Raw genomic sequence first — 18,083 nt, forward strand, 5'->3', positions numbered from 1 at the left:
TATCATTATACTAACTACTTTCATCTATTGAACCAACTGCGGCCACCGAACCCTTTTAATATTACCTTTTTTTTAATTTTATCTATATCATTATGATAGCCAGCCTTATTAGAATAACCGTATTCAGAGTCATATCCATAACCATAATTGTATTCGTACTCTTTCTTAGTTACAATTCCATTGATTAAGATGCTCATATTTTTGAAGCGTTTCTCCTGATAGAGTGTTTCAATGTTTTTTAGATACGCTTTGTTAGTGTATAGGTGACGAAGTATATATAATGTGATGTTAGCATGGGGCGCAATGCTAAACGCGTCGCTGACTAGACCAATCGGGGGTGTATCTGCAATGATTACGTCGAACCCTTCGCGTAAAGCAGCAAATAGTTCGGCCATGCGCTTGCTGCTAAGTAGTTCAGATGGATTAGGGGGTAGAGGACCGCATGGAATGAAGTATAAATCGGGATAATTTTCAACTGGCTCAATGATTTCACTTATCGTACTCTGCCCAATTAGAAAATTAGATATACCCATTTTCGGGTCAATTCCAAGATACTTATGAAGTTTAGGCTTTCTAAGATCGAGTTCAAGTAGCACAACTCGGCGACCCGTTATAGCCATACTAGCACCTAGGTTGAGAGAAATAAATGATTTACCTTCACCGCTGACACTTGATGTTACAAGGATTGTCTGCGGTCCTTCCTCATCGGGCGTCATGAAATGAATATTAGCTCGTAATGCCCGAATCTGCTCAGATAATAGAGACCGGCTTGACGGACTTACTTCTAATGGTGTTGTAATATTGGCCTCAATAACTTCGCCAATAATAGGGACGTTAGTTACATCTTCAATCTCTGACTTACGCGTCACTTTGTCGTTTAAGAAGTCTAACAACCATAGTACAGTTACAGGTATCAGGATACCAAGCACCAACGCAAACAAATAATAGGTACCTTTCCTAGGTTTGATTGGGTTAACATCGCCTTTTGGAGCATCTACGATACGTAAATCTGATACAGCAGCGGCCAGCGATAAGGCTGTTTCTTCACGTTTCTGTAAGAGATAGGTATATAGTTCGCCTTTAATACCCTGCTGTCGCGATATATCAAGTAATACTCGCTCTTTCAACGGAATAGTTTGGATAACTGCCTCTACCTTTTTATTGGAGGCCGTTACTTTGTTGCGGGTATTCTGCAGAATCTTGCGCAGCGACTGGGTGTTGTCCGCAATATTAGTTTTGGTCAGCCGGATTTGGTTATCGATCACCTGAACAGCCGTGCTCCCCTCAGGCGACGACTTGATCAACTTTTCACGCTGCATTTCCAACTCAAACAAATTAGATAGCAGGCCCGTCAGCACCGGGTTTTCCAGCCCGAGCGTAGCGGGAGCAAGGCTATTTTTACCTGATTTACTACTGATATATTCTTCAATCTCATCCAGAGCGCCTAACTGGATGTTGACCTGGTTTAATTGCGTATCATTTTCATGTACTTTCTCCAGGAATACCGTTGATTCAGCGCTTAGATCAACTATACCCGAGCGGGTTTTATAATTCTGAATGTCTTTTTCAACATCGGTCAGTTCACGCGAAATAATACTCAGACGACCATTAATGAATCGGAGTGTATTCGACGCCGTGCGGTTCTTGTACTGCAGAGATGACAAATCGTACCAGTGAATCAGACGGTTTATAAATGCTACTCCGCGTTCAACGGATGTATCCTCCAGATTTATTCGTAGAACATATGACGACCGGCTTGCCTGATTAACCCTGAGTCGGCTGATATACGATTTTACAACTTCTTCTTTTGAATTAGTAGTCAACAAAATTTGCCGGAAAGGCCGGATAGCAGCATTGTTCCTACGGATCAGTATACGACCAAAAATGGTATTAACAGGCCGGTTAAATGGATACGTAACGCCATTAATCACCAAACCGTTATCACTAAACGTAGCCTCAACAGTCTTGCCATTTTGCTGTTTGTTAGGCTCAATGACGGTCACTGTTACCGGCGATTGCTTGTAAATATCCCGCTCATGCAAACCGTCTTTTACAGAATAGTTGACATCGAGATTCAAATCGTTTACAACCTTCTCCGCCAGCGTGTACGATTTCAAAATTTCAATCTCATCTTCAATGTTTTTAGACGAAGAAAAAATATCCAGTTCACGTAGAATATCCTCCTTGGGTGACGAACTACTGCTATTCTCCATGTTAACCAGCAAACTGGATTGTATGCTGTACATGGGTTTAATGGTTGTTAACAGAAGATACGTTACAAGACCGCTAACAACCACAGCGATTACAAACCAGTACCAGTTTTTAAGGTACTTGGTAAGCATAAACTTGACGTATTCCTGCCCGAATTGTTCATTCACCTGATTGTTCGTCTTCATTAGTTTTAGCCTGGTGAGGTATTTTAAGAGCGTAAAGCTTAAGGTTTAGAATAGAGGCTTGTTAACGACGCAGCACTAAAACACCAATAGTTACTAATAGCGATGCACCTGAGAAAATAGTTGGCAGGAATGGGAATACTCGGCCTGCCTGTGCTTTTTTAGAGTTTTTAGGCTCTACATATACCATATCGTTTGGCTGCAGGTAATAATAGGGTGAACGAAAAACGGAGCGGTCTTTTAAATCTACCCGGCCAAACTCACGTTTGCCATTCTGTTGCCGTACTACCAATACATTTTCCCGTTTACCAAATATGGTTAGATCTCCCGACAGGCTAATTGCTTCCGGAAGTGTTACTTTCTCCCGGCTTACGTTCAGTACTCCCGGCCGACCGACTTCACCCAGCACTGTAACCTGAAAATTCACGACCCGTACGGTTACAAACGGATTATTCACCTGCTTGCTTAATCGGTTTATTAATGTATCGGCAGCCTCCTGCGTAGTAAGGTTCAATAGTTTGACCCGACCAACGATGGGAAAGTTGATGAATCCTTTTGCGTCTACTAAATATCCGGCAGGCTGTCGGGTGTCTGGGTTAAAAGAGCTATTTAGCGGAACAGTCACTATTCGCGGATTGTATAATGCATCAGCTTCTTCGTTCATAGTTGTCACCTGAATGTTCAACTCTGTACCCGGCTGAATCCGGAACACCGGAATACTGTCAGCCGCCAGCACACTATCAGCTTCTGTTGACTGAAAGTAAGAGATAGCGTCTTTTTTGCCTTTATCGCGCTGCGCCGAACACATACTACTGTAAAGCAAACCAAGCGTAAGCAGGGCAATAACCCCGTACCGATTTTTGTAAAAACTCTTCATTGACAATAATTAAATACGTAGGGTGGCCACAGATCGGTCGAGCTGGGCTTTCAGATCATACACAACGCTGCGATCGCTCCGGGTCAGCGCCGGCATGGTCAGCTCCTGAAATTCTTTATGGGCTACCGCCAGGATAATACCGTCATACGCATTCGGTTCCGGTTCTTCGATCAGCCGGATACCAAACTCGTGATGAACTTCCTGCGGTACGGCCCAGGGGTCATATACCTGAACCTCAATACCGAACCCCCGCAGCTCGTGATAAATATCAGCGACTTTGGAGTTGCGGATATCGGGGCAGTTCTCTTTGAACGTAATGCCCAGCAGCAGGACCTTGCTGCCAGCCAGGTGGATGCCGTGCTGGCTCATTTTCTTGACCAGCTTATTGGCCACGTGCAGCGGCATATCGTCGTTCACCCGACGACCGGACAGGATCACCTGCGGGTGGTAGCCGAGGCTCTGGGCTTTGTGCGCCAGATAATAGGGGTCCACACTGATGCAGTGCCCACCGACCAGACCTGGTTTGAAGTTCAGAAAATTCCATTTGGTCCCGGCTGCTTCGAGCACATCCATGGTGTCGATACCCATCCGGTCGAAGATCAGCGCCAGCTCGTTGACGAACGAGATATTGACGTCGCGCTGGGCGTTCTCGATGGCTTTGGCCGCTTCGGCTACCTTGATCGACGGCGCTTTATACGTACCGGCTTCAATGACCGAGCCGTAGAGCCGGTTAACGAAATCGGCCACCTGGGGCGTGGAGCCCGACGTAATCTTCAGGATTCGGGTCAGCGTCCGCTCCTTGTCGCCGGGATTGATCCGCTCGGGCGAGTACCCGCAGAAGAAATCAACATTATACCGCAGGCCACTGTACTTTTCCAGCACGGGAACGCACTCCTCTTCCGTACAGCCCGGATAAACGGTCGACTCATATACGACAACATCACCCGGCTTCAGGCATTTGCCAACGGTTCTGGAGGCACTGAGCAGATACGACAGATCAGGTTTCTTGTAATGGTCAATGGGGGTAGGAACCGTTACGATAAACACCGTACAGGTTTTCAGTTCGGCGGGGTCGGTCGTGAAGCGAATATGCCTGCTGGCCCGAAAGGCATCGACATCCGTTTCGCGGGTCCGGTCGAAGCACTTCTGAAGTTCATCAACCCGACTCTGGTCAACATCGAACCCAACGGTTTCGTATTGTTTCCCAAATTCAAGGGCTAGCGGCAAGCCTACATAGCCCAATCCAATAATCCCGACGGTTACGTCGGTGGCAGCGAGTAAAGATTGCATTTTACTAATTCTATTACTTAAGTGTGGATAGTCTCTAAAACGTATAGTTACGTACGTTTTAGATGGCCAGTAAATTATCTTTAGTAACTACAAGAATTGCCCCGCCCAAAAGGTAATACATATGTTAAACCATTAACCATACAGGTGTAACAAGCCTGGTAATTAGTAACTTATTGTACTTCTAAAACCAAGTTTTTTGCACTTGCAGGCTAACAATTTGAAACTGAGCAATTAATAGAAACGTTCTAAAGATTAACGCATTAGCCAGTTACAAATCTAAAATTTATTCTCTGAAAAATTTACTGTATAGCCCTAAAAAATTGAAGAAAATAAATTTTTCGGCTTATAGAACCAGATCTGTTTTCAGTATTGCCGGGCTATATTTTCAGTATATAAGGTTGCCGATCAGGCCTAAATTGTCACGCCGGTAAGGCTAACGCACCTATACATTTATTTCGGTTGCGGATGATCTTATAACCGCTGCATAAACCGATCAACCACCTGATTTTTCCAGGGCATAAAATCACCCGCTTCGATGTGCGCCCGCGCCTGCCGGACCAGCCACAGGTAGAAGCTCAGGTTGTGCAGACTGGCGATCTGTCCGCTCAGCAGTTCGTCGGCTTTGAACAGGTGCCGTAGATACGCTTTGGTATAGAACGTACTGGCATAGCCATCCAGCCCCGCGTCGATCGGGCTGAAATCGCGGCTCCATTTCTCGTTCTTAATATTGATGATCCCTTCCGTCGTGAACAGGATTCCGTGGCGGGCGTTACGTGTCGGCATCACGCAGTCGAACATATCGACGCCCCGGGCAATGCCTTCCAGAATATTGGCGGGTGTCCCCACGCCCATCAGGTAACGGGGTTTATCGGCCGGCAGAATGTCGTTGACCAGTTCAATCATGGCATACATTTCCTCAGCCGGTTCGCCCACCGCCAGACCGCCAATGGCATTACCCTCGCGCTCTTTGCTGGCAATGTATTCCGCCGATTGCCGACGCAGGTCGGTATAGGTGCTGCCCTGCACAATCGGGAACAGCGTTTGCCGGTAGCCGTAGTGGCCTTCGGTTGCGTCGAACCGGTCGATGCAGCGATCGAGCCAGCGGTGAGTCATCTCCATCGACTGCCGGGCGTAACCGTAGTCGCAGGGATAGGGCGTACACTCGTCGAACGCCATAATGATATCGGCCCCGATGGTCCGCTGAATGTCCATAACACCTTCGGGGGTAAAGATGTGTTTCGAGCCGTCGATGTGCGACTTGAACGTAACGCCCTCCTCTTTGATCTTCCGCGTGTCCGACAGCGAATAGACCTGATAGCCCCCCGAATCGGTCAGGATTGGCCGACGCCAGCCGTTGAACGCGTGCAGCCCACCCGCCTGCCGGAGTATGTCCAGGCCGGGCCGCAGATACAGGTGATACGTATTGCCCAGTATAATCTCGGCATTGATGTCGGTTTCGAGCTCGCGCTGGTGAACGGCCTTTACGGTTCCCGCCGTGCCGACGGGCATAAAAATTGGCGTCTGAATAGACCCATGATCAGTCGTCAGCAGGCCCGTGCGGGCCTTCGACTGCGGATCCTGAGCAGAAATTGAAAATGTCATAGGGACAAAGATACGCAGAAGCCGGAAGTTGGTTTTACACCTGGGCTTTCTCGCTGCGGCTTTCTGTCTATCTTTGCCTCTTCATTGCAACCATCCACCGAACGACAAAACCTCTCCGCTCTTTGTGATTACGGCATTGCTGATCCTCTGGCTGCTCGCAGTTAGTATTCAGCTTATTTTTATCCTCTTCATCTTCTCCCGAACGGCGTTTCATCGTCAGCCGCCCCGGCCGGAAGGCCCGCCAGCCGAGTCAGCCCCCGGCATTACGCTGATTGTCTGCGCCCGGAACGAATACGAAAACCTGGTTGAACTGCTGCCCCTGCTGAACGCTCAGCAGTACCCCACGTTTGAAGTGCTGGTGATGGACGACCGCTCCACGGATGGCACCCAGTCGTTCCTTGAAAACGACATTGCCGATCTGAGCCGGGTCCGGTTCATCCGGATTGATAAGGAGCACGAGCACGTTACGCCCAAGAAATACGCCCTGACCATTGCGCTCAAAAAAGCCCACTACCCCACCGTTCTGCTGACCGACGCCGACTGTCGCCCGGCCTCGACCGACTGGCTGGCGGGTATGGTATCGCCCCTGATCGACTCCGATTCTGGCCCAGACATTGTGCTGGGTTTTTCGCCCTACGAGCATCGGCCGGGCCTGCTTAACCTGCTTATCCGCGCAGAAACGCTGTTTACAGCCGTTCAGTATCTGTCGCTTGCCCTGGCGGGTAGACCGTATATGGGCGTTGGCCGGAACCTGGCGTACCGCACGAAGCTCTTTTTCAGCAACCGGGGCTTTTATTCGCATATAAACGTGCTGGGTGGCGACGACGACCTGTTCATCAACGAAGTCGCCAATGGCCACAACACTGCCATCTGTCTGGACCCGGCTACGTTCATGTGGTCGAAGCCCAAAGAAACCTGGGCCGACTGGCGTCTGCAGAAACGGCGGCATCTGAACGTCGGCAAGTATTACAAACCCGGCCACAAACTGCGGCTGGGGCTGCTGACCGGCTCACACGTGCTGACGTGGGTGCTTGGGTTGGCGGTCGGCATTCTTGGGTTGTGTCGGCTGTTTCTCCATGATTCGTTTACTACGACCGAATGGCTACTTTTGCTGGCCGCAACGGGCGGTTTTGTTTTCCGGTGGGTGGCGTTCTGGGGGGTGGTTGGCCGAATCAGTTACCGGCTGGCGCATACGGTCCATTGGGCCAGCATCCCATTCGTTGATCCGCTGCTGGCCATTTATTATGGCATCATGGGTCTGCGAACCTTGTTTTACCGGCGCACGAACCGTTATCAATGGCGTTAATAGGCTAACCTCCCGGCAGGGTAATCAACAAACATGACAGCACCTATCGATCTGATTCTAAAGTATTTTCCTAAACTGACCGATCGGCAACGCGAACAATTCGCGGCCCTCGACGGCCTTTACCGCGACTGGAACGCCCAGATCAACGTCATTTCCCGTCAAGACATTGATGCGCTCTACGAAAAGCACGTCCTGCATTCGCTCGGGGTTGCCAAAGTTGTGCAGTTCAAACCCGGCACCGAAATTCTGGACGTTGGCACGGGGGGAGGCTTTCCGGGTATTCCGCTGGCGATTTTGTTCCCGATGGCCGACTTCCACCTGGTAGACAGCATTGGCAAGAAGATTAAAGTTGTACAGGAAATTGCCAGCGCCCTGGAACTGACCAACGTAAAAGCCGATCAGGTCCGTGTTGAGCAGTTGAACACCACCTATGATTTTGTTGTGAGCCGGGCCGTTACGCGTCTGAAGCCCTTTCTGGGCTGGGTACGCTACAAGATTCACAAAAGCGGCAACAACGACCGGCCCAATGGTGTTTTGTACCTGAAAGGTGGTGACCTCGCCGAAGAACTGGCCGAAGTCCCGGATCGTTACCGGGTTTACGACCTTTCGGATTATTTCGAGGAGCCGTTTTTTGAAACCAAAAAAGTGATTTACGTTCCGAAAGTTTAGTTAGCGCCGGATTTCTGCAATCCGGACGGCTTTCTGATAAAAGCAATCACCCTACCCACAAAACGTAGTTTATCTCATTCACCATGGCAGAGAAATTCCGCTCCAGCAGCTTCAAAGATCCCATCAACCGCGATGAGGTCGAGTTCAACGAGAAAGGGGTAACATTTCGCGTCCGGAAGCTGATCGGCGGCACGGACAACTTCGTGTTCTACTCCGACATCTCCGGTGTCGAGATTGACAACGGCATCTTTTTCTCAACGATCCGGGTCATTCCCCGCGCCCGACCCGAGATCGTTATCCAGAATTTCACCAAGGGAGACGCCCGGCGCGTGAAAGAACTGATTCTTCAGAACGTACCGGGCAATCGCCCGGATGCGTTTCAATAAAAATTTGTCCTGCCGACGCTGCTTGATAGTCATTCAGTTGCATCGGCAGAAAGCCCCTTGCCTGCTACGTTACGGCAATTTTTTAGGGCTACCTCTTGCGCAGTATAGCTTTCCGCGCTACTTTTGCACCATGATTCCCGAATAGCTCAGTCGGTTAGAGCATCTGACTGTTAATCAGAGGGTCGCTGGTTCGAGCCCAGCTTCGGGAGCCCTGAAAATCAAGCATTTATCAGAAATGATAAGTGCTTTTTTCATTTAGCGTGAACACAAATTTGATACATAACGGGCGTCTTAAGTAAGAGAGGACCAATCGGGGTCCTCTCTTACTTAAGACACAAAACAGCCTATTTAAGGGTTTAGCTGTGCTAAACTTAGTGCTGTTGTTCGTTTTACTACGTCTTTAAAAAAGTTAAAATGGTGTCCCTCTTCTCGTGGCGGGTCAGCATTAATAATCGTTAGTGGCTCGACTGGGATAGCGCTAACTACCACGTTAAACAGCAAAATATCACCAGGATTACCCGGCGTACAACGCATTTCGACTTTACCGCCCGAAGGCAAATTGACCCCGATATTCAAGGCAACCGTTCCCCAGTTTCCTCCTTTAAACCCATCGGAGCAAAGATTTAGCAAACACGCATCTTCAGTAGACTCACTAATCAACTTGCACTCAAAGCCCTGGGGAAAGTCGATAGTGCCGTTCAGTTTCAAGGCGGCTGCATTAGCTTTTCCAAAAATGACATAACTACCGGCTGGCAGATCTAATCTGGCAACCAATTGAGAAGCGTTGTTAATTTCTTGCTTCTTGGGGATATTGACGACAAAGGCTTCAGGCATGGAAATAAGGTTTTAGGTGTAAAACGGACTTTAAAGTACCTGTTAATCATCTCCCTTCGTGAATCCTTTTATTTAATGGGCTGCGTTGATAAGCTAAGCCAAGTATTTTCAGCTTGGTATTGATTGTCTTATCTTATATGTCAATGTCTTATTCGGTGGTTTGAAGTAGAAACTAATAAAATGGCCCCTTAGTCTTGTCTAATATATCCTGATACCTACAATACCAAAGCCCGGATATGAGTCCGGGCTTTGGACATACATTATTCGTACTTCCAGTAGAGAGGATTATTTTCTCTGTAAAACCTCTTGCAGCATTTGCTCTAAACGAGCCTGTCTCTGCTTTAACTCCTGTAATTCCCGCTCCTGCTTTTGGTTAGAAGCTTCTAACTGTATAGTATACAGGGTTAACTCCTCAATTTTCTCTAACAGCTTCGCATCGGTCTGATGTAGATCGTTGCCCCGTTCCACCATTTCCTTCGCTGACGGAATACCCGGCAAGTGCTTATGCTGTTGAATATACTGCCGCACTTCTGAGAGAGTATTTAGCTTATAGCCGGTTTCAAAGACTTTGTCACTCCACTCTGCGGTATTCCTGACGGCCACTTTTACCTTCTCAGTTAGAATACCCTTGCTCACGAACAGGTTATAATCGGAGGGCGTTTTGCTTACCCCCTGCCCGATGATGATGGCCTCACCGTTCGTACTTTGCAGATAAGCTCCTTTGCGCTGCCACAGACTCTCGGTCTCTGCGCTAGTCCGGGCCGAACTATTAATACTACCCAGGATGACATTACCCGACCCATCGACGGTTAAGAACTTAGAATGATTCAAGACCGTCGCCAGCGATGAACTTGTCAGGTTCTCTAATCGAACACCAGACTGATTAGCTACCCCACTAGTAACGTGCAGCCGGTTAGTAGGTGCTGAATTGCCAATCCCAACATTAGCTCCGTTACCCAGTACTAAAGCGTTACTCACATTGACCCTGGCGTTATTACCAATAGCTGTCGCATTATTCAACCCACCGGCTCCTGCATCCGCCCGGAAACCCACGAAGGTGTTATTGACACCACCGTTGTTTCCACGACCCGATTCAAAACCAATGGCCAGATTATTATCCCCGTTGACCCCGGCACCGTTACCGGCATTTGCTCCGATATAGATGTTGAAGCCCCCAGTTGTATTCAACCCTCCTGCATTGTCACCCAGGAAATAGTTTCCCGAACCGCTAATGTTATTGGCCCCTGAGTTTGTACCGAAGAAGTAGTTGGATGAACCGGTTGTATTAGATTGTCCTGCCTGTACGCCAATAAAGGAGTTGAAGTTACCAGTAGTGTTACTTACTCCGGCACGATACCCCAGCATAGTATTGGCTGTTGATTTAGTGTTGTAACCAGCCAGATACCCTATCAGGGTATTCTGACTGCCGGTAGAATTGAAATAACCAGCCTGATAGCCTAAGTGAGTATTGTAATTGCCTACAGTGTTGCTGGCTCCCGCTTCATAACCAATTAAGGTATTATACTGCCCCGACGTATTATAGTACCCCGAGGAAGACCCCATAAAGGTATTGAATTGGCCTGTTGTATTGCTGAAACCGGACTGGAAGCCCATGAAGGCATTAAACTGACCTGTAGTGTTCCAGCGCCCACTTCTCGACCCAATAAATGTATTATAGGAAGAAGTCGTCCTATCGCCCGATTCCATTCCAATGAAAGTATTCTCTGATCCGGTGGAATTAAAATGCCCCGCATCAACGCCTACTGCCACATTATACGACGCAGAAGTAGCTTCCTGTCCAGCAGCAAAGCCTACAAATACATTTCGGTTGCTCGAAGCGTTGAGGTAAATTCCTGAGTTTAAACCGATAATTGAGTTGTAAGCCCCGGGAGTTTCTGAAACGGGCACGGTTACTTTCTGATTTCCTTGGGCTAAAAGCTGAGTACAAACTGCCAACCAGCAGATAAGTGCATAAAGAATGCGCATAACAAGAAGAATTTGAGGTGTGATTAATTAGAAGCAGGCGTGAGCCGTATCAAACATAGTGTCTTATTAGGTGACAATCAAGTATATTCATTGTAGTGAATCGGTTAAAGCATAACACGTAATGTTTAACGCTGATTTATGTTGATTAATCCAGAAGAAGACCTATCTACGCAGAAAGCACAGACCGCTTTTCGAATCATTAAGGGAACAGAGGTTAATCACAGGTTCTAACTCGTAGATCAGACGTAGCCCTTCTACTAATCTGTTCGAGTTTTCAGCAGTTAGGGGAGCTCTGAAAATCAAGCGCTTATCAGAAATGTCAAGTGACTTTTTTCGTTTAGCGTGAATATAATTTGATACACAACGGGCGGCTTGACGTAAAACAGGACCAGCTACGGCCCTACTTTGATCAGGATACATATTTGAGATAGTCCAAGTTGCCGGACAGCCTGCCTTATTTTCTCCTCGCTAAGCTCAGCCCGTTTAACCGGCCTTAGGCTTCTCGGTGTCCTCAGTGGTGTTGAAGAACTCGCCCTCGCGTGGCCTCTTAATCAATGCGTTGCATCCTCAGATGATGCCAGATGAAAGTAGTCGAGGTGAGCCACTGACGAAGGAGGTTTTCAGGCCGTTTACACTAGCCTTACTCCTTTCCATGCGGGTCTGGCCAGCAGGATGGCCATTCAATTGAAAATAACTAAAACATTGCTGAACGGCAAACCCTACCCGTTAGCATGGATTGAGTAGTACATAGAGAACAGGCTATGCAAATTGTAAGCTACTGTCGTAATCAGTCAGCGACACAGCTTTGTCTGATTCAGAGCACTATTTAGGTCTGCCCGTTTCCGGTTTGCTGGATGGCAAAAGACGGACGGCTAAATAACGGCGACTGGGCTCATCATAGACCAGCAAGACCAGATAGGCGAACCCACTAAGAACAATAGCCCCGGTAATCACAATCAATGACAGATGCAGGGTATCCGGTTTATGGCTGGCCAGGTAGCTGCCGAAGATCCACATCGCTCCGTAGTGGGTCATATAGAGTGGATAGGAAAGTCGGCCCAGGAACACACACAGTTTTTCAAGGCCAGCCGATACGGTAGCCCCTGCTCCAACCGCAATTAAAGCCGGAAAATAGAGCAGCACAATGATGAGCTCGGTTAACCAGTTCCAGCGGGTAAAGGGCATAAAAAAGGCCAGTAGCAGCAATCCCGCCACAGCCACGAAGCCAAGGTTATTCTTAAAAATCCAGTTAGCCCGGTAGATGAATAACCCGACCAGAAACGAATAGGCTACTCGGGCACCGCCATCCCAGAAGTTAGACCCGGCCCAGCCCCCCAACAGATTACCCGCCCGGTAGCTAACCAGACATAGCACTGCTGTGGCCAGCACAATTAATAGAGACAGATTACGACGACTGATGCGGTATAGGACTAGGGCATAGAGGATATTGGCTACGTATTCCCAGAATAATGACCACGCTGGCGCATTCAAACTGAACAGATTAAATGCCCGCTCTTTCATAATGGGCAGCGGAATGAGACATATTGAGCAAACAAAGGTCAGCCACAGGTTTGCCCTATTTAATAAACCCGGCTGAGCCGCAAAGGGATCGAAGAGAAACCCCAACAAGCCTACTACCGAGCCTAAGATGACCAGGGGGTGCAATCGGATCAATCGTAGTCTAAAAAAGGCTGCAAGGCCCAATCGACGGATTCGGTCGTCATAGGCATAGGCGATGACAAAGCCCGATAAGCAGAAGAAAAAATCGACGGCTAAAAAACCGTGGGCGATGAAGTTCCGGCTGGGATCGGGATACACCCACTCCATGAAATGAAAGATGACGATGGCCAGGGCCGCCACCCCGCGCAAGCCATCCAGAAGGGCAAAGTGGGGCTTTGTGCTTAGGGGCGCCGAATTTATTCCTGCCATGCGTATACAGTTACGTTGCCACTTAGAATCGGCGCATATTTTTTCATACTTGCTGAGTCGGAGCGGTGAAATTAACAACCCTCAATAGTAAAAGCCTGTTTAACGTGTTTTAAACTTGTAGAGATTACAAATTTTTGTTCAGAAAACGAAAGTTCACTCACCAGCCACGGCCACTAGTAGGTCACGACCCATTCTGGCTTCTTTCGCTGAGAGACGCTTGCCGCCAGTCCGGTTGGCCGTCGTGTTCAAAAAGATTACTACCATGAAACTAGCATCTCTTTTAGTCGTTTTGTTGACAGTCCTCCTGGCATGCCCCGCCCTGGCCCAAACGTCAACTCGTTCAACTCCGGCGACTTTTTCAAATCCCTTGCCGGTTCAATTCGGTGATCCCTACGTGTTATTCACCCAGGGCAAGTACTATATGTACGGCACGGGCGCCGGAGCCGATAAGGGCTTCATGGCTTATTCCTCCCCCGATCTGGTTAGCTGGAAGCCAGAGGGGCAGGTGTATTTTCACGACAACAAAAACGGCTGGAGTGATCCCAACGCCAAATGGGGCGGGGCTTACTGGGCCCCCGAAGTCTATGAGGTGAAGGGCAAGTACTTTCTCTTCTACAGTGCCCAGTGGAAGCAAAACCCGACCCGTGAGGAAGAGAATTTCCGCATTGGGGTGGCCGTGGCCGACAAGCCTACTGGCCCGTTTATCGATCTGGCCAACAAACCTATTTTTGATCCAGGCTACCCCATCATTGATGCCAACGTGTTTTTTGACAGCAACGGCAAAGCCTATTTGTATTACTCGCGTTGCTGCTACAAGCATCCGGTCCAGAGCGAAGTGGCCCAGCAAGCCCGTCAGAACGGCTGGTTCACCGAGATCGAAGAAAGCTGGGTGTACGGTATCGAACTCAAGCCTGATTTTTCGGGCGTGCTGGGTCAACCGGTGTTATTACTGCGTCCACCCGTTAGCCGCCGTGATCGGCAGGCTGACTGGGAAAGCCGATCGGTGACGGCTCGGGATGTGAACCGGCGCTGGACGGAGGGCTCAGTGACGTTCAAAAAAGACAACCTGTATTATCTGATGTATTCGGCTAATTATTTCGGAGGGCAATATTATGCCATTGGGTACGCCACCTCCAACTCGCCCTTAGGTCCGTATAAAAAGGCAGATAATAACCCAGTCTTACAGAAAAACACGGCCAGGGGCGGCTCGGTCACGGGCACGGGTCACAACAGCATTGCCTACTCGCCGGACGGCAAAGAGATGTTTTGCGTCTATCATGCCCGAACGAATAAAACCGGCAATGAGCGGGTGGTATTTGTGGACCGGATGCAGGTGGGAAAGGGGAAAATAACGATCCAGGGGCCCACTACTACGCCCCAACCACTGCCTTCCGGCGCAGCAAGGGCCGTTCAGACCAATTGACGTTTTTCTCAACGATTTTCATATCGTCCGATCTTGAAAAAGATTATGAAGGATACATATTCAGCCGTCTATTGACCTTTCTACCAAGACGTAACTCAGGCTTTTTTCATGTTATCTATCATGAGCGAGAACGCTAACTGTAACTGGTTTCATGTTGTCAGGATGAAAACTCGTCAGACGAATGGCTTCATTGCAATTAGCCAGTCACTCGCCAGCGACAGAAGGCAAAGGCAGAATCAACGGAACAGTCAGTAAGGAATAGGTTGCTTTCAGAAATACGGATAAACGTTAGATATCGATACAGAAATAGCCTGCCCATCCGCCGAAAGAGATGAGCAGGCTTAACTCCAGACCACAATTAGTTTAGTTGTTAACGATACCAGTTTGCCCGGTTGCAGTTTCCAGATACCGTGTCGCCCATCTCTAGCAGGTCAATCCGTAGCGAGACTTACGGATACTGAATGCATATCCCGCTTCAATACCGCTTTATTCGTCTATTGATTACTCCTGTTCTAGCTTTATTTCTTCACCGAAAACTGGTACACCGTCGTGGTTTTATACGTCTGCCCCGGTCGTAGAACCGTCGAGGGGAACGCGGGCTGGTTAGGCGAGTCGGGATAGTGCTCGGTTTCGAGGCACAGACCGTACCGTTTTTTATAGGGGAATCCTTCGCGGCCCGTTACGCTGCCATCGAGAAAATTGCCCGTATAGAACTGCACGGCGGGCTCGGTTGTCTGTACGTCCATCACCCGGCCAGTCGTCGGTTCATACACCGTCGCGATGGGTTTCAGGCTGTGGCTGGTATCGCCGAACACCCAGCAGTGATCATACCCCAGACCATACTTGATCTGCACATCGGTAGAGTCATCAATCCGGTCGCCGATGCGGGTTGGTTTGGTGAAATCGAAGGGCGTACCCGCCACTGGCTTCAGCTCGCCGGTTGGAATCAGGGTATTGTCAACGGGCACAAACCGGTCGGCATTGATGGTCAGCACGTGGTCGAGAATATCGCGCTTGGCTCCGCCGGTCAGGTTGAAATAGGTATGGTTCGTCAGGTTCACTACCGTCGGTTTATCGGTCGTGGCTTCGTAATCAATTTTCAGTGCGTTGTCTTTCTGCAGGGTGTAAATCACCGTCACCGACAGATTACCGGGATATCCCTCTTCACCGTCTTTAGCCGTGTAGGTCAGCCGAAGGGCTGGTTCGTCTCCGTCCACGGGTGTAGCCGTCCAGAGGACTTTGTCGAAGCCGACCGTACCGCCGTGCAGATGGTTGCCCATGTTGTTCGTCACCAGCGTGTACGCATTACCATCGAGCGTAAATTTTCCTTTCGCAATGCGGTTGCCGTATCGCCCGACCAGCGCGCCGAAGAAGGGGTTGTTTTTTACGTAAGTTCCCAGCGAATCGAAGCCCAGCGTTACGTCTTCGAACTTTCCTTCCTTATCGGGGGCGGTTAACCCGACGAGAATTCCGCCGTAGTTAGTGATCCGGGCAGTCATGCCGTTCGCGTTCCGGAGCGTAAAGAGCTCGGCTTCGCGGCCATCGGACAACTGGCCATAGGCCGATTTTTCAATACCTGCCTTCTGGTCGTCGGCAGCTTTTTCAGAATTACAGGAGGTCATAGCCAGAGCGCCCGTCAGCAGGGCCAGGGATAAATAAACAATGCGTGCATTCATGCAGAAAACGGTTGGGTTTAGAAAAATCAGGCAAGGTTACCAGAAAAAAACATAAACCAGCGTCAGTAGTGCGCAGACGGCCAGCGCCCCCAGCCGAAACGATGGGTTCGTGCGGAACCAGTGACGATCCACGACAAACGCTTTGGGGTTCTTTTCTCCCCGCGATTCGATCAGACTGATGGTTACGTGGACGGCTACGCAAATCCAGAACACGGTTCCCATCCGGTTCAGGAATGGCATGTCGGGTAGCTGGTATTTGAACAGCGTAGAGAGCGGAATACTCAATATGGCAGCCGCCAGCGCACCGTTGGCAGTCGCGCGTTTCCAGAACATCCCCAGCAGGAAGATGCATAGAATACCTGGTGAGATAAATCCGGTGTATTCCTGAATATACTCGAAGCCCTGTCCGAAGTTTTTCAGGAACGGACTGATGCCTAAGGCTATGATAAACGAGACCACAATGGCAACCCGGCCCAGCCAGACGGTCTGCTTTTCGTTCAGATTGGGGTTGATAAATTTCTTATGAATGTCGAGCATATAGATTGTCGAGATCGAGTTGGCTTTCCCGGCCAGCGAAGCGACAATGGCCGCCGTCAGAGCCGCAAACGACAATCCTTTCAGACCCGCCGGCAGAATATTGAGCAGGACCGGATAAGCGTTGTCGGGCTTTACGATGTTGTTATCCGTAATGCCCTGCACAATGGCCGCGTCGGCATTTTCCTGAAACAGGACGTAAGCCGCCAGACCGGGCAGCACCACGATGAAGGGCATCATCAGCTTCAGGAAAGCCGCGAACAGAACGCCGTTACGGGCCGTGGGCAGGTCGGCACCCAGCGCTCGCTGAATCATGTACTGATTGCAGCCGAAGTAGTTAAAATTCACAATCCACTGGCCACCGATAATAAACATCATCAGGCCCGGCAACTGGTTATAGGCATCCATCTTGCCCCCGCGCCCGTCGTGAACAAAGTATTCGCCCTTCTCAAAAACCATGTGCATGTGATGGTCGGCTTTTTGCCGAATCAGGCTCAGCCCCTCAAAAACCCCCGCGCCGGTGCCCACCTTATCGGACAGCAGATTGAGCGCCAGGTAGGTCGTGGCCAGACCACCCACAACCAGGCACACCACCTGAATGACGTCCGTATAACCGATGACCTTCATGCCGCCGAGGGTAATAAAAACGGCAAAAACCGTCAGGAATACCGCGCAGGCCATGAAGCCGAAGCCTGTCATTTTCTCCAGACTCAGCGCACCGAGGTAGATGATGGACGTCAGGTTGACCAGAATATAAAGAAACAGCCAGAACACCGCCATAATGGTCGCCAGCCGCTTGTCGTAGCGCATCTCCAGAAACTGCGGCATGGTGTAAATCTTGTTGCGGATATACATCGGCAGAAAATAGATTGCGATAATCACCAGCGACAACCCGCCCACCAGTTCATAGACCGAAATGGCCAGCCCCAGTTGAAACGCCTGCCCCGACATGCCGATGAACTGCTCGGCTGAGATATTCGACGCAATAATCGACGCGCCAATAGCCCACCAGGTCAGCGATCCTTCGGCAAGAAAAAAGTCTTTGGAGTCGGCGGTCTGCTTGCCTTTGTGGCGGTAGACCCAGTAGCCGTAGGTGGCCACAATAACGAAGTAGACCAGGAAAATAACGTAGTCTATGGTTTCGAGCCCAAGTTTCATAGAGAAGGTTAGGATAAGGT

The 18,083-nt window shown here is 49.4% G+C and carries 13 protein-coding genes and 1 tRNA gene; 5 read left to right on the plus strand and 9 right to left on the minus strand.

Translation table 11 applies throughout. The features are described 5' to 3' along the window. Positions 1 to 20: 20 nt before the first annotated feature. From HNV11_RS18230 to tgt, 4 genes are all read right to left on the minus strand, one after another. Entirely contained in the window at positions 21 to 2,396 is a 2,376-nt protein-coding gene (locus HNV11_RS18230) for a GumC family protein (RefSeq protein WP_171741023.1), read from the minus strand. A 61-nt stretch (positions 2,397 to 2,457) separates the two neighbouring features. Further along, a complete protein-coding gene (locus HNV11_RS18235) occupies positions 2,458 to 3,270 on the minus strand; it encodes a polysaccharide biosynthesis/export family protein (protein WP_171741024.1) in 813 nt (270 codons plus the stop codon). A gap of 9 nt (positions 3,271 to 3,279) precedes the next feature. Then, entirely contained in the window at positions 3,280 to 4,560 is a 1,281-nt protein-coding gene (locus tag HNV11_RS18240) for a nucleotide sugar dehydrogenase (RefSeq protein WP_171741025.1), read from the minus strand. Positions 4,561 to 5,031: 471 nt separating this feature from the next. Beyond that, on the minus strand, positions 5,032 to 6,162 hold the full coding sequence (gene tgt / locus HNV11_RS18245; RefSeq protein ID WP_171741026.1) for a tRNA guanosine(34) transglycosylase Tgt: 1,131 nt from the start codon (positions 6,160 to 6,162) through the stop codon (positions 5,032 to 5,034). Between the two features lie 124 nt (positions 6,163 to 6,286). Here tgt and HNV11_RS18250 point away from each other — a divergent pair, with 124 nt between their 5' ends. The 4 genes from HNV11_RS18250 to HNV11_RS18265 all read left to right on the plus strand — a co-directional run bounded on the left by HNV11_RS18250 (position 6,287) and on the right by HNV11_RS18265 (position 8,732). After that, entirely contained in the window at positions 6,287 to 7,468 is a 1,182-nt protein-coding gene (locus HNV11_RS18250; protein WP_171741027.1) for a glycosyltransferase, read from the plus strand. Between the two features lie 33 nt (positions 7,469 to 7,501). Beyond that, positions 7,502 to 8,137 (plus strand): 16S rRNA (guanine(527)-N(7))-methyltransferase RsmG, encoded by a 636-nt coding sequence (gene rsmG, locus HNV11_RS18255; RefSeq protein ID WP_171741028.1) that lies wholly within the window; start codon positions 7,502 to 7,504, stop codon positions 8,135 to 8,137. Between the two features lie 83 nt (positions 8,138 to 8,220). Further along, complete coding sequence (locus HNV11_RS18260) at positions 8,221 to 8,523, plus strand: hypothetical protein (protein ID WP_171741029.1); 303 nt, start codon at positions 8,221 to 8,223, stop codon at positions 8,521 to 8,523. 135 nt (positions 8,524 to 8,658) lie between these two features. Beyond that, positions 8,659 to 8,732 (plus strand) — tRNA-Asn (locus HNV11_RS18265). Between the two features lie 139 nt (positions 8,733 to 8,871). Here HNV11_RS18265 and HNV11_RS18270 read toward each other — a convergent pair. The 3 genes from HNV11_RS18270 to HNV11_RS18280 form a co-directional block, all read right to left on the minus strand. Further along, on the minus strand, positions 8,872 to 9,357 hold the full coding sequence (locus HNV11_RS18270) for a hypothetical protein (protein ID WP_171741030.1): 486 nt from the start codon (positions 9,355 to 9,357) through the stop codon (positions 8,872 to 8,874). Between the two features lie 285 nt (positions 9,358 to 9,642). Beyond that, a complete protein-coding gene (locus HNV11_RS18275; protein WP_240163552.1) occupies positions 9,643 to 11,343 on the minus strand; it encodes a DUF3450 domain-containing protein in 1,701 nt (566 codons plus the stop codon). A gap of 822 nt (positions 11,344 to 12,165) precedes the next feature. After that, the gene (locus HNV11_RS18280) at positions 12,166 to 13,272 is read right to left on the minus strand and encodes an acyltransferase family protein (RefSeq protein WP_171741031.1); all 1,107 of its coding nucleotides are present in this window, start codon (positions 13,270 to 13,272) and stop codon (positions 12,166 to 12,168) included. Positions 13,273 to 13,639: 367 nt separating this feature from the next. On the opposite strand from HNV11_RS18280, the gene HNV11_RS18285 reads away from it, so the two are divergent. Further along, positions 13,640 to 14,695: a glycoside hydrolase family 43 protein gene (locus HNV11_RS18285; protein ID WP_317168012.1), complete on the plus strand. Its 1,056-nt coding sequence runs from the start codon at positions 13,640 to 13,642 to the stop codon at positions 14,693 to 14,695. Between the two features lie 518 nt (positions 14,696 to 15,213). Here HNV11_RS18285 and HNV11_RS18290 read toward each other — a convergent pair. Then, on the minus strand, positions 15,214 to 16,371 hold the full coding sequence (locus HNV11_RS18290; RefSeq protein WP_171741033.1) for an aldose epimerase family protein: 1,158 nt from the start codon (positions 16,369 to 16,371) through the stop codon (positions 15,214 to 15,216). A gap of 36 nt (positions 16,372 to 16,407) precedes the next feature. Continuing rightward, entirely contained in the window at positions 16,408 to 18,063 is a 1,656-nt protein-coding gene (locus HNV11_RS18295; protein WP_171741034.1) for a sodium/sugar symporter, read from the minus strand. Between the last annotated feature and the right edge of the window lie 20 nt (positions 18,064 to 18,083).

This window comes from Spirosoma taeanense, assembly GCF_013127955.1.
Lineage (GTDB): Bacteria > Bacteroidota > Bacteroidia > Cytophagales > Spirosomataceae > Spirosoma > Spirosoma taeanense.